The following is a 13,660-nucleotide window of genomic DNA, read 5'->3' on the forward strand; positions in this document are numbered from 1 at the left end:
ATTATCAGTACGTTAACACTCATAAAAACGACGCCTACACCCAAAACATAATTAGAAATTTTTAGGTTTGGCTCAGTAACCGTCAACTTAGATGGGCATTTGCCACCACTGTGAGTTATTTCTCAGGAGCAATACTTACATATCGATGTTTAAATGTAAACGGAATTAACAAGCCTAACGTTATAATTCGGTTAACAAGTTAATTTGTATCCAATAAATGTTATTACTTGTAGGTTCATTCTTGTTTAAGTAGAACTGCTATTGCTATGTCCACAGGGGTTTGTTGACTTAAAAACACGGTAAGGGCACGATATGTTATGCGTAAGTAAAATAAGTATTTTAGAGTAATAAGGCCTGGCAGCCTGATTAATACTCTCCGCTCATTTACCTTAGTGGCAGTATTCTACTGACAAGAATGGTGAGAAATGGTCATAAAAAGTGATAAATAGCTTAATTAGGTAAACTTGAAGTGGTTTATTGCTGGGCTTATACGTAAAATTTCATCTTTGTAGAGTACATGCGTATCTAGAATGAACACTGGAAATAACACCTAGGAAACAATAGGGATAGCATACACTGCGATACTTTTATTTAGGCTTTCATTCGGGCTTTAATTTGTTCTAGCAATATATAAGTGGGCATAAGGAATTACATGACAATAGAAAGCAGCCTTGTCATTTTCGACTGTGATGGCGTGTTAATTGATAGTGAAGTGTTATCAATGCAAAGCTGGCAGCGCTTGCTTGAGACTTATGGCGTGTCGATTAACGCGGAATATTTTATCAGTAAATTTCTTGGTAAAAGTATGCAACATGTTGAACAGCAAATTCATCATGATTTTGGCCTGACTGTCACCACTCAAATTAAAGATGAATTTCACACTTTGCTTAAGCAAAGCTTTTCTAATGATTTAATGCCGACTCTGGGCATTGAAAGCCTACTATCTAGGCTAAAAGTTCCCTATTGTCTTGCTACTAGCAGTTCGCCGGAGCGCACAGAGTACGCTTTATCTTGTACTGGCTTAAGCCAGTATTTCACTGGCAATATATTTACACGTTCTCTTGTGAAACACGGGAAGCCAGCCCCCGATCTCTTTTTATACGCGGCTGAAAAAATGGGTGTTACGCCTAAACACTGTATTGTTATTGAAGACTCCCCTGCGGGTATTGAGGCTGGTATTGCCGCAAACATGCAGGTTATTCACTACACGGGGGGAAGTCATTTGAAGGATATGCCAACAAACCACACGACAACCATTTCACATTGGGATAACTTTATACAAGCCTACCCTATGTTGGTATCTGATTGATGGAACAAGAATAAATGAGTAAAAAACAACAACTAGAAAATCAACGTCTTGACGAAGCTGCTCGTGCTGGGTGGCTTTATTATGTAGGCGGTAAGACACAAGACGAAATTGCGAAACGTTTAAATACCTCTCGACAAAGTGCCCAGCGCTTAGTGGCGCTGGCCATGTCTGAAGGGCTAGTGAAGGTGCGACTCGAGCACCCTATTGCCCGTTGCATGGAGTTAGCTGAAACTATTCAACAGCGCTTTGGTCTGCAATTTTGTGAGGTCGTGCCCTCTGTGGTTGGCGACGAAAACTCTACCTTAGGCTTGGGGCAAGCAGGTGCCAGTGCCATAGAGCGCTCGCTCAAATCTGACTCACCACAGACTATTGCGTTTGGTACTGGCCGCGTTTTACGCGCGTGTGCTGACGAACTGGCGTTGATGAGCTGCCCGCAGCACAAAATTGTGTCTTTAGTGGGAAACATTGCCAACAACGGTGAGGCTACTCGCTATGATGTAGCCGTGCACATTGCCGATAGAGTAAAAGCCCAACATTATCCTATGCCATTACCTGTTATTGCTGGCTCTGAAACCGAGCGCGAACAATTGCATCAACAAGCTCACATTGCGCGTATTCACAAACTGTCTCGACAAGCAGATATTACTTTTGTAGGCATTGGTAATTTGGGGAACACATCTCCACTGCATGTAGATGGGTTCATTAATGATAACGAAACGCAAAGCTTGTCTTCTTTGGGTGCCACTGGAGAGATTATCGGTTGGGTTTACAATCGTGAAGGCGCTATTGTTGATTGTGAAGTGAATCGAAGGGTAACCAGTAGCAAATTAACCCTAGCGTCAGAAAAACCAGTAGTGGGAATTGCGGCAGGTATGAATAAAAAAGATGCCATATTAGGTGCCTTGCGTTCCAAGCTTATCAATTCACTCATTACCAATGAAACCACTGCCCAAGCCTTGCTTAATAGCTAACGGGCTTTTTTCTTAGGGCGTATTTTTTAGTGCGTTTTTTCTTAGCGCGTAGATGAGTCATCGTATTGGTTACTTATCTACGCCTATTTTCAATGTGATACAATGCTGCAGTTCAACACCGCCATTCGATTGTGCTAATTAATAACGCCACCACCACGCCCACTCTTCTTGATAAAACCAAATTTTCCTTAAACGCTGCTTGTTATCCAACAAATTTCAAATAAAACGTAAAAAATTAGCGATTCTGAGCTAGCTAGGTGAGCAAAACCCACGTCCATTTACCTTTTCAAATTTATTTTTCGCTTTTTTCACCGATAAATTGACGTAAGTTTGCCGTTTCAATTTTTTCTTATACTTTAGTTGGCACCTTATAAATAAAGGGCTAGAACCTAGCAACACCTCTACAACTTTCGTATAAGGTATACTTTGGGATACCTTGTTATTTGCTTGCATGTTTTCTGACTTGCCCATTTGGTTTTTAATTATTCCCGAACCGAACAGACAAACTTTAAATTAAACATTAAATACGAAAGGAAATTAACCATGTTGAAAATTGTTAAAACTTCTTTAGTTATCGCAGCATCTACTCTAGCTTTCTCTAACGCAGCACAAGCCGATGTAAACGAAGCGCTAGCCAACATTTGTACTATCGTTCAAGCAGACGATAAAGGCGAACTACGTAAAAAGATGCGTCGTGTACAATCAGATTTCAAATTAAAATTGCATGATTACTATTCAGGTATTTCGTGTAACGGCAACAGCCTAATCCGTACTGCTATCGTAAACAACGCGGTAGATGTAGGTACACTTTTGGTTAAGAAAATGCCAAGCCGTGAACTACAAAACCCAGAAGCAGACGGTAAAACACTTCAAGCGTGGATTGCTGAGCAAGGTCTTCAATCAAGCCCTATCTCTAGCGAACTTAACGAACGTATCTAGTTTTTAAGATACTTCGCACCATGTAAAGATACAGCAGTTCAACATGGTAACGGCAGGATGCCGTGCTTGTGGCCCCGAAAGGGGCCACGCCCCTTTTCCAATATCGCTTTTCTCATACTTCTTTTTAAAAAATCCTACGTTACAAAATCAGTTATTTCTTTTGCAGCCCAACTCGCTTGCTCTCTATGAACCCAATGTGTTGCCGTATCGTGATACACAATTCGTAGGTCGGGAACGTACGCTGTCAAACCATTTAAGATACCTTCATCAAACGCATCATCTAAACGCCCCCATAATACCAATGTAGGTAAAGTGACGCGTAGAACCGGTACACGTAAGCGTGACAATTCTGTTTCAGGTGCGTGCTCATCGGGTGCAGTTTGTGGCATTTCTCGGTAATAGTTCAGCATGGCTGACAATGTTGGAGTATTGCGCCAACTACGAAGTAGTCTTTGCCCGTAGCTATCTGGGCTAGCCTTATGATCTTTATTTTTGGGCATGGCGCCGTCAAACATAGCAGAGCCTAACATCCCCTTAAGCAACGCAAAATCGGTTTGCTGCAAGACAACCTCAGCATCGTCTGCTACTAACGCTTTTATGTATTCACTTTTCTTACGTTGTGCGCTACTTGTTTTAAGCGCTTGGGTAAAGGTGCTTGGGTGCGCTGCATTTAAAATAACCAGTTTATGGAATAAATTAGGCTGAAAAGCGGCTAACGGCCACGCTATCGCCCCACCCCAATCATGACCTACTAATATCGCTTTTTGACCTTGGCTAACTGTTTCAACAAATTCCCCCATTCGAGAAACCAAGGAAGGAACTTGGTAATCGCTGCTATCTGTTAACGGCTCTGATTGATGGTAGCCCGGTAAATCAGGCGCAATAATATGATAATCAGTTGGCAAGGCATTGATGAGCGCTTCCCATGCATGGGCATTTTCAGGGAATCCATGAAATAAAATAAGTAACGGGCTATCTGAGGTTTGCCCTTTTCTTTCTAGATAATAAATACGGTGGTGTTGAATAGAAATGGTGTGAGGTGTTACTGCGTTTAGTGGCATATCTAGCCTTTCGCAAAACAGTAAAGAAAAAAATGCCGAGCAGGTGCTCGGCATTTCATTACGTATCGTATTTACTCGATAGCAAACATGCTTTCTGGCATAGACATAAGGTTGTCTGAGCCTGAGTGCATGGCTGATACAAGTGAACGGGTGCGCGTTAGTAAGCGATCAAAATAGAAACCAGTGGTTAAGATTTTACTCTTATAGAACTCGGTCTCAGTACTACCTGCATCAAGTTGTTCTTGTGCTTTAACAGCCATTTTCAACCAGAAGTAAGCGACTGTCACATAACCTGAGTACATTAGGTAATCCACCGACGCAGCACCAATCTCATCAGGATTAGAGGCTGCCGCTTTACCAATATCCATGGTAAGTTGCTGCCACTCATCTAAATGAGACGTTAATGCATTGGTCCATGCACTGAACTGCGCTTTGCCGCGAAGCGATTCGCAATATTCACGCACTTCTTGCACAAATACATTCAGTAATTCGCCATTAGAGCCCATCACTTTACGGCCTAATAAATCGATAGCTTGAATACCTGTCGTGCCTTCGTACATAGTACAAATACGCGTATCACGTGCTAACTGCTCCATGCCCCATTCTTTGATGAAACCATGGCCACCGTAAACTTGCATACCGTAGCTTGTGCTTTCTTGCGCTGTTTCTGTCAAGAAGGCTTTAACGATAGGCGTCAAGAAAGCAAGCTTGGTATCAGCCAGTTTCTTCTCTTGTGCATCATCACCGTAAAGGGTCACATCAACCAACTGCATGCAGTAAGCTGCTAATGCACGGTTACCTTCTGCAAAGGCTTTTTGCGTAAGTAGCATGCGGCGAACATCAGGATGCACAATAATTGGATCTGCTGGGCCATCTTGATTCTTACGACCAGTTAAAGAACGAAATTGAATACGATCTTTAGCGTAACGCAATGCACCTTGGAAAGACGCTTCAGAAGCGGCTAAGCCTTCAAGGCCAGTACCAATACGGGCAGTGTTCATAAAGGTGAACATGCAATTAAGACCACGGTTTGGCTGGCCAATCAAAAAGCCTTTCGCACCGTCAAAGTTAATCACACAGGTGGCGCTAGCCTTAATACCCATCTTGTGTTCAATACTGCCACAAGCAACGCCGTTGCGATCTAGCTTTTCGCCTTCATCAGAAACGTTGAACTTAGGTACTACAAATAACGAAATACCTTTAGTGCCTTCTGGGGCGCCAGGCAAACGGGCAAGTACAATATGAACGATATTTTCAGACATATCGTGCTCACCGGCTGAGATGAAAATCTTCGTACCCGTTAAGCTGTAGCTTCCATCGTCTTGTGGTTCTGCACGGCATTTAAGCATACCCAAATCAGAGCCACAATGCGCTTCTGTTAAACACATGGTACCTGTCCATTCACCGCTGATAAGCTTTGGTAAATATTGGTTTTGTAGTGTTTCAGTACCGTGTGCTTTGATGGTTTCCATACACCCTTGGCTTAAGCCAGGGTACATAGCCCATGAGTGGTTAGCACCCGAGAACCATTCAGCAATAATAGATGACAGTGAGTATGGCAATGCTTGACCACCAAACTCTTCAGGGTGAGACATACTTGGCCAGCCGCCTTCAACGTATTGTTGATAAGCTTCTTTAAAACCAGCAGGCGTAGTCACTTCACCGTCTACCCACTTACACCCTTCTTCGTCACCAGACATGTTGATGGGTGCTAGGCTGTTTTCAGAAAACTTAGCCGCTTCAGAGAAAATAGCAGACACCAAATCTTCTGATGCTTCGTCAAAACCAAGCTTTTGATAATGTTCTTGATAGTTTAATAGCTCATGTGTAACAAACATGGCGTCGCGTTGTGGAGCTTTATAACCTTCCATACCAAATACCTATATAACTTCAAATAAACCAGCAGCACCCATACCGCCGCCAATACACATAGTACAAACAACGTATTTAGCACCACGTCGTTTGCCCTCGATTAATGCATGACCCACCATACGTGCGCCACTCATTCCGTAAGGGTGACCAATTGAAATTGCACCACCGTTTACGTTTAGTAATTCATCAGGAATACCCAGCTTGTCGCGACAATAAAGCACTTGAACAGCAAAGGCTTCATTAAGTTCCCACAAACCAATATCGTCCATGGTTAAGCCGTGTTGCTTTAACAATTTAGGAATAGCAAACACAGGGCCAATACCCATTTCATCTGGTTCACAACCTGCTACCGCAATACCACGGTAAATGCCTAATGGTTGCGCTTGGCCTTTAGCGGCAGAATGTTCATCCATAATCACGGTAGCACTAGCGCCGTCCGACAATTGACTCGCATTACCCGCAGTAATACAACCGCCTTCAATCACAGGATTCAGCGAACGCAAACCTTCAAGTTGGGTTTCGGGACGGTTACCTTCGTCTTTCGATAACGTCACTTCTTGCTCACTTGTCTCGCCAGTTTCTTTATTAAAAATGGCTTTAGTGGCCGTAATTGGCACAATTTCGTCGTCAAACTTACCCGCTTCTTGACCTGCCGCAGTGCGCATTTGACTTTGATAAGCATATTCGTCTTGCACGTCACGACTGATACCGTAGCGCTGCGCTACAACTTCAGCAGTTTGCAACATAGGCATATAAATATTTTTATGCTTTGCCACTAATTGAGGGTCTACCGCGCGAGACATGTTCATGGCTTTGGTTTGAACCAAAGAAATAGAATCTAACCCGCCCGCTACCATAATATTGGTGTCGCCAGTGCGAATGCTGTTTGCGGCATTAGCAATGGCATACATGCCAGAGCTACATTGTCTGTCTAAAGTCATACCTGCAACAGTCACCGGCAAATCGCCTGCTAATGCCGCTAAGCGACCTATGTTCATGCCGCCACTGCCTTGCGTTAGGGCTGCGCCCATGATCACATCGTCGATACTGGCAGGATCGACACCTGCACGTTGTACCGCGTTGCGAATAGCATGACCACCTAATGTAGGGGCTGGTAAATTATTAAGTGCGCCTTTATAGGCACGGCCAATAGGCGTTCTTGCGGTACTAACTATTACTGCATCGCGCATAGCGTACTCCTTAGTTTTTAAATTTTGCGAAGCTACTGCGCTCTTGCGCTAGCTTGATTAATAGGTCGCTTGGTTGTAACCACATTTTTCCGTAGTCACCCAGTCTTTCAGCGTAGGTAGATAGCTTATCGACGATTCCCCCAAGGCCAACTTCATCGGCATACTGCATAGGGCCGCCACGATAAACTGGGAAGCCATAGCCATACACATAGATAACATCGATATCGCTAGATTTAGCCGCAATGCCTTCTTCAAGAATGCATGCGCCTTCGTTAATTAAGGTGTATAGACAACGTACCAGAATTTCTTCATCGCTAATGTCATCGCGATGGGTAACTCCAAGGCGCGCAGCTTCTTGTTTAGCAATTTCTAGTACTTCAGGGTCTGGAATTGGAACACGGCTGCCAGCTTCATAAAGATAAGCACCACGACCCGTTTTAAGACCGTTACGATCTTTCTCTACCAATCGGTCAGCCACTGCACCGTAAGAAGGGTCATGTGAAATAAAGGCTTGGCGAGATTGGCGTACATAGTAACCAATGTCTAACCCTGCCATGTCACCCATGGTAAATGGCCCCATAGGCATACCAAACTGTGTAAGCACACGGTCAACTTGCTCAGGGCTCGCCCCCTCTAGCAATAAACGGTTAGCTTCACGGCCATAAGGTTCAATCATACGGTTACCAACGAACCCAAAACATACGCCAACCAATACCGCGACTTTCTTAATGCGTTTGGCTAACTTCATGCAGGTTTTGATAACGTCTGCTGATGTATCTTGTGCTTTAACCACTTCTAGCAGCTTCATAACATTGGCTGGCGAAAAGAAATGAAGACCGATAACATCTTGAGGTCGTGACGTGCACGCAGCAATTTCGTTCACATCAAGGGTAGACGTGTTAGATGCTAAAATAGCCCCTGGCTTACAGACTTTATCTAAGGTAGTGAAAACAGTTTTCTTCACTTCCATTTTTTCAAATACAGCTTCAATAACAAGATCAACATCGGCTAAGTCGTCATACGTTGTGGTGCCGCTTAACAGCGCCATACGCGTTTCTACTTGTTCCTGCGTTAACTTGCCTTTTTTCGCTGAGTTTTCGTAATTTTTGCGAATAAGGGCCAGACCTTTATCTAGCGCCTCTTGCTTGAGCTCTAGCATAGTGACTGGAATACCGGCATTCGCGAAATTCATGGCGATGCCGCCGCCCATGGTACCAGCACCAATAACCGCGACTTTCTCAATACTGCGCTCTGGCGTGCTCTTGTCGAAATCACTCACGTGACCCGCTGCTCGTTCGGCAAAGAAGAAATGCTGTTGTGCGCGGGCTTGAGGGGTGTTCATGCATTCCATGAACAATTTCCCTTCGTGTTTAAGGCCATCGGTAAAGGCTAATGTATAAGCGCCTTTAACTGCTTCAATACATTTTAATGGTGCAAAAAAGCCTCGTGCTGCTTTTTTCGTTTGTGCGGTTACGGCATCAAATACGCCTTGCACTTCTTCAGACATTGTCAGCGTAATATCACTGGTACGTTTAATGCCGTTTTCAGCAGTTAATGAACCGAGATACTGCTTAGTGTCTTCAAGCAGATGTTCAGGTTTATCAGAAATCTTATCGAATACACCTGGAAGCTTCACTACCGGAGTAGGCTTACCGGTAACTATCATTGTTAAAGCGGTAGCAGGATCGGCTAAACGTGGTAAACGCTGCGTTCCACCTGCACCTGGCAATATGCCTAGGTTAACTTCTGGAAGACCAACCTGGTTGCCAGCAAAAGTAATTCTGTGATGACACGCTAGCGCCACTTCTAAACCACCACCAAACGCTGGTCCGGGCAATACAGCCACTACAGGTTTAGTTGCATTTTCGATTTTGTCGAGTACTTCAGGAAGGTTCGGCGATAAATCGCCACCGGAGAATTCACTAATATCAGCGCCACCCGAAAATAGGGCGAGAGAAGAAGTGATTACAATAGCACTAACACTGTCGTCGTTTAATGCGCTTTCTATGCCATCTATTAGACCCACTCGTACTGCACGAGAAAGTGCGTTTACTGGCGCACTTTGCATAGTAATAGTTGCTACGCCCTGTTGGACTGTGTAGCCCACTGCCTTGTTTTCCATCTCTGTCATAACGGTATCCTGTTATTCACGTTAATTGGATGTTATTGCAGTGTTGTCAATCATCCAAGTTTATTGGTGTTATAGACATTCATCACAATATTTAATATGGACAGCAACCCCTTTATTTGTGCCCAACTCCCTTTGAGCGCTTATTCGATAGGGTATAAGGAAGATTTGACAGATTACCTTACTAGTGTTTTTGTTAACTAACACAATAATTAGTTACATATAATTTACATTTGAGGTGGGCAAGTATGCAAGTCTTAAAAACCCCTGAAAGTGCATTCTCTTCTATTACCGACTTTCCTTATAAGCCGAGGTACGTAAACGTTACCGATACGGTAAGCGGCGAAATAGCCATGGCTTATTATCAGTGCGGTCCCGAAGATGGCCACACTATTCTTCTTTTGCACGGCGAGCCTTCTTGGGGCTACCTATACCGCACCATGATTCCGATATTGGCCGATGCAGGTTTTAATGTGTTAGTCCCTGATCTTATCGGCTTTGGCCGTTCAGATAAGCCCACTAGGCGGGAAGATTACACTTATGCCCGCCACCTAATTTGGCTTAAAGATTGGTTTAATCAAACCGTTGAAGGAAAAGTCACGCTCTTTTGTCAAGACTGGGGAGGGTTGTTGGGCTTAAGACTAGTTGCCGACATGCCAGATCGTTTTGCTGGCGTTATGGCATCTAACACTTTTTTACCTACTGGTGAACATACACCACCAGAGGCGTTTTTAAACTGGCGTCGATTCTCACAGGATGTGCCGATATTTCCCGTATCAGGTGTAATTAAAGGTGGAACCTTATCTACGCTTTCTCAAGAAACATTAGATGCTTACGACGCCCCTTTCCCCTCTGAAGAATATAAAGAAGGAGCCAGACAGTTTCCTTTATTAGTACCCGCCACACCCGACGATCCCCAAACTCAAGCAAACCGAGATGCGTGGGAAAGATTAAAACAATTTAATACGCCATTTATGACCGCATTCAGTGACAGCGATCCGGTAACCGCTGGGGGCGACAAGCTCATGCAGTCTTTGATACCTGGCTGTCGAGGTGTACAGCACACCACGGTAGTGAAAGGCGGACACTTCGTACAAGAAGATAAAGGACCTGAATTGGCCGATCTTCTTATCACTTTTATTAACGCAACTGGACAAGCTTAAGGGAACCACCATGGATTCATTGTTAGATTTTAGCGACAAAGTAATATTAATCACCGGCGCGGGCAGCGGTTTTGGCCGCTTATTAGCAGAAGGCTTAGGGAGTCGAGGCGCCAAACTGGTGCTATCGGACATTAATGAAGAAAACTTAGCGTCATGTCGCGCTGACGTTGCAAGCTATACCGATGTGGTAACGAAAGCGGGCGATATTGCCAGTGAGGCATTGAACAAAGCCTTGGTGGAGTTAGCAAAAGAGAAATTTGGTCGCTTAGATATCGCCATCAACAATGCCGGCATTGCCCATGTTCCTGCCCCTATGCATGAAATGACCGAAGAGATAATAGACCTTCAGTTTGCTGTGAACGTAAAAGGCGTGATGTTTGGCATGAAGTATCAATTGCCGCAGATGTTATCGCAGAAGCAAGGACATATATTAAATGTGAGTTCCCTTGCCGGTTTAGGCGGCGCACCGAAAGGTGGCGCGTATGCCGCCGCTAAACATGCGGTTGCAGGCGTGACTCGAACTGCTGCTGTTGAATATGGCCGAAAGAATGTACGTGTAAATGCAGTGTGCCCTTTTTATAGCCCTACCAACATTTTAAATGTGGATGGTTACAACACCAAAGAAGCACAAACTCAACTTGGCATGGGAAGCCCAATGAAACGCTTAGGCGAGCCTCAAGAAATTGTGAATGCCATGATCCTTATGTTGTCACCAGGTAATAGTTACATGAATGGGCAAACTGTTGCGGTAGATGGCGGCGTCACTGCATGGTAAGCGCTTGGCGGATGCCTGTTGCTGGTTTAAACGGGCATCCAAAAGTATAAGTTTTCATACCTTAGTATAAAGGGTGATGTTTTGTTTTAGTGCGACTTTAGTTGTAATGAAGCGGAACAAACAAAACCTTCGGACGAAGCGACTTGTTAGTCGCTTCTGACTTTTTACCTAGCCAATCTGTGCGCTAAGAAGCTATACGCTAAGAGTACTTATGAAAATGACATTAAGACACTTCATTACTATGAGCAGCATTGTTGTTGGTTTAGGCCTATCTTCGAACGGTTTAGCCAACGAGCTATCAACGCAATACGCAACGTCTGCTTCAGCATCAACATCTGGGTTTCAGCTTGTAAACCCTACGCAGAATTCACCCGTTACCGTTAAGAAAGTACGAAGCCAGTCTTCTTCTTTTGCGCTTAAACGTTTGATTTCTGTTTCAACACAAAAGCGTTCTGCATCTAACGCTACGCGCTTACTTCATACAGCTTTGCCACAAGGTATTGTTGTAGCTCAGTAATTACCAGTCAATGCTTGTAAGCCCATAAATATTTGCATACCTGTAAGCAATCGCCGCTCTGCTTCTAGCTCGACCAACCTGCTTCGACCCCAGCTTATTTAAGCCTATTGGCATGTGCTTATTATAGCCAACAGCTAAATACATTGCTGATATAAGCGCCGTTTCTCATCTACACTTATCTGTATTCATCTACATTTGGCTGCCTATAATCAACGTCATTAGTATGCCACAATACGGCTAAAAGTCAGTTAGACAATGGTTGGAGAAGCGCATGGTTGTTGACCACATCAAAGTATTCATTCCCAGTAAAGATTACGAAATATCGAAAAGTTTTTACGGCCAAATCGGTTTTAAAGGTGAATTTGTTTCCGATGAATTAACCTTATTTGAAAATGGCGATTGCCAATTCTTTTTACAGAATTTCTATCAGGAAGATTTGGCTAACAACTTCATGCTGCAGGTTTGTGTAAAGGATATTGAAGCGGCACATTCATTATGTAAAAAAGCCACTGATAAACTCAAGATATCAGACGTTTCGATAGAAGTGTGGGGAAAGGTATTTTATCTGTGGGGCCCTAGCGGCGAACTATTGCATATCACTGAGCTTCAAAAGTCTTAAACAATAAAAAAGGCATGGAAGGCAACAGAGTGACCTGCTGTCGTTAGCCATGCCTTGTCGCTTTTATCTTTCGTTTATACCTAATAGCGCTTTCAGGTTATTTTTCCAAAACGCTATGGCGTAATAACCATTTTGCCTTTTACTTCGCGGTTCATCACTTTAGCCATGGCTTCGGTAGCACGGTCCATGGGTAAGGCTTCATCTACCACAACTTTCACTTTACCTTGCACATACCAGGTTAAAAGCTCTTGCATGTTAGCGGCAAAGCCTTTTGGATCGTGCTGAGTGAATGAACCCCAAAATACGCCAACTACTGAATAGCCTTTCACTAACGATAAGTTCACAGGGAATTGAGGAATTTCACCACCCGCAAAACCAACTACAAGCAAACGCCCTTCCCACGCCATACTGCGGCTACAGGCGTGAAAAGTATCGCCACCAACACATTCGTAAACCACATCAGCGCCTTTGCCGTCTGTGGCTTCTTTAATGGCATCTTTTAGGTTCTTTTCTTTGTAGTTAATAAGTATATCTGCGCCATGCTCTTTGGCCAGCGCAAGCTTTTCTTCAGTAGAGCAAACGGCGATAACCGTAGCCCCCATTTCCTTACCTATTTGCACTGCCGCTAAGCCAGTACCGCCAGCCGCGCCTGTTACCACAAGGGTTTCACCCGGTTGAATTTTGGCTCGCTGTTTTAGCGCATGGTGGGCAGTAGCGTGCGCAGTCACTAGTGCTGCACCTTCTTTTACATCGATAGGATCGGGTAATGGCATAACATGCGTAGCAGGCACCAATACTTTCTCTGCAAAGCCGCCTAGGTTAGACAATGCAATAACACGCTGCCCAACACTAATATGCTTTACGCCTTCTCCCACTTCGGCTACCACACCAGCCACTTCATTTCCTGGCACGAATGGGCATGGCGGTTTCATTTGATATAAACCTTGCACCAGTAGCCCATCAGGGAAATTTACACCAGCCGCCTCTACATTCACGACTACGTGTCCTGGCTTGATTACTGGATCGTCAATTTCTTTGCATTTTAAATCGTCTATTGGTCCAAATGCTTCACATACAATCGCTTTCATAGCCACTCCTTATCATTCGTTTCTTTGC

12 protein-coding genes are annotated in these 13,660 nt (G+C 44.1%); 7 read left to right on the top strand and 5 right to left on the bottom strand.

The window, feature by feature from the left end; genetic code table 11:
- Positions 1 to 652: 652 nt before the first annotated feature.
- The 3 genes from J8L84_RS13030 (at position 653) to J8L84_RS13040 (ending at position 3,219) form a co-directional block, all read left to right on the top strand.
- Positions 653 to 1,309 carry an HAD family hydrolase gene (locus J8L84_RS13030; RefSeq protein ID WP_211071066.1) on the top strand — a complete coding sequence of 219 codons (657 nt, stop codon included), beginning with the start codon at positions 653 to 655 and terminating at the stop codon, positions 1,307 to 1,309.
- A gap of 14 nt (positions 1,310 to 1,323) precedes the next feature.
- Positions 1,324 to 2,280, top strand: a complete 957-nt coding sequence (locus tag J8L84_RS13035) for a sugar-binding transcriptional regulator (protein ID WP_211071067.1) — start codon at positions 1,324 to 1,326, stop codon at positions 2,278 to 2,280.
- A gap of 543 nt (positions 2,281 to 2,823) precedes the next feature.
- Positions 2,824 to 3,219: a DUF3718 domain-containing protein gene (locus J8L84_RS13040; protein ID WP_013783794.1), complete on the top strand. Its 396-nt coding sequence runs from the start codon at positions 2,824 to 2,826 to the stop codon at positions 3,217 to 3,219.
- Positions 3,220 to 3,353: 134 nt separating this feature from the next.
- On the opposite strand, the gene J8L84_RS13045 is transcribed toward J8L84_RS13040, so the two are convergent.
- The 4 genes from J8L84_RS13045 to J8L84_RS13060 all read right to left on the bottom strand — a co-directional run bounded on the left by J8L84_RS13045 (position 3,354) and on the right by J8L84_RS13060 (position 9,473).
- Positions 3,354 to 4,280 carry an alpha/beta hydrolase gene (locus J8L84_RS13045; RefSeq protein WP_211071068.1) on the bottom strand — a complete coding sequence of 309 codons (927 nt, stop codon included), beginning with the start codon at positions 4,278 to 4,280 and terminating at the stop codon, positions 3,354 to 3,356.
- 71 nt (positions 4,281 to 4,351) lie between these two features.
- Positions 4,352 to 6,151 carry an acyl-CoA dehydrogenase C-terminal domain-containing protein gene (locus J8L84_RS13050; RefSeq protein ID WP_057791416.1) on the bottom strand — a complete coding sequence of 600 codons (1,800 nt, stop codon included), beginning with the start codon at positions 6,149 to 6,151 and terminating at the stop codon, positions 4,352 to 4,354.
- A gap of 9 nt (positions 6,152 to 6,160) precedes the next feature.
- Positions 6,161 to 7,342 carry an acetyl-CoA C-acyltransferase gene (locus J8L84_RS13055; RefSeq protein WP_013783791.1) on the bottom strand — a complete coding sequence of 394 codons (1,182 nt, stop codon included), beginning with the start codon at positions 7,340 to 7,342 and terminating at the stop codon, positions 6,161 to 6,163.
- Positions 7,343 to 7,352: 10 nt separating this feature from the next.
- On the bottom strand, positions 7,353 to 9,473 hold the full coding sequence (locus J8L84_RS13060; RefSeq protein ID WP_211071069.1) for a 3-hydroxyacyl-CoA dehydrogenase NAD-binding domain-containing protein: 2,121 nt from the start codon (positions 9,471 to 9,473) through the stop codon (positions 7,353 to 7,355).
- 245 nt (positions 9,474 to 9,718) lie between these two features.
- Between J8L84_RS13060 and J8L84_RS13065 the strand changes: the two genes are divergently transcribed.
- From J8L84_RS13065 to J8L84_RS13080, 4 genes are all read left to right on the top strand, one after another.
- On the top strand, positions 9,719 to 10,633 hold the full coding sequence (locus J8L84_RS13065) for a haloalkane dehalogenase (RefSeq protein WP_211071070.1): 915 nt from the start codon (positions 9,719 to 9,721) through the stop codon (positions 10,631 to 10,633).
- 10 nt (positions 10,634 to 10,643) lie between these two features.
- The gene (locus tag J8L84_RS13070) at positions 10,644 to 11,408 is read left to right on the top strand and encodes a glucose 1-dehydrogenase (protein WP_211071071.1); all 765 of its coding nucleotides are present in this window, start codon (positions 10,644 to 10,646) and stop codon (positions 11,406 to 11,408) included.
- 211 nt (positions 11,409 to 11,619) lie between these two features.
- Entirely contained in the window at positions 11,620 to 11,925 is a 306-nt protein-coding gene (locus J8L84_RS13075; protein WP_211071072.1) for a hypothetical protein, read from the top strand.
- Positions 11,926 to 12,196: 271 nt separating this feature from the next.
- Complete coding sequence (locus J8L84_RS13080; protein ID WP_211071073.1) at positions 12,197 to 12,544, top strand: lactoylglutathione lyase; 348 nt, start codon at positions 12,197 to 12,199, stop codon at positions 12,542 to 12,544.
- 113 nt (positions 12,545 to 12,657) lie between these two features.
- Here J8L84_RS13080 and J8L84_RS13085 read toward each other — a convergent pair whose 3' ends face one another.
- Positions 12,658 to 13,632 carry an NADPH:quinone oxidoreductase family protein gene (locus J8L84_RS13085; RefSeq protein WP_211071074.1) on the bottom strand — a complete coding sequence of 325 codons (975 nt, stop codon included), beginning with the start codon at positions 13,630 to 13,632 and terminating at the stop codon, positions 12,658 to 12,660.
- Between the last annotated feature and the right edge of the window lie 28 nt (positions 13,633 to 13,660).

Origin of the sequence: Alteromonas sp. MMG017 (assembly GCF_018100795.1) — a bacterium.
In the GTDB taxonomy this organism is placed as follows: domain Bacteria; phylum Pseudomonadota; class Gammaproteobacteria; order Enterobacterales; family Alteromonadaceae; genus Alteromonas.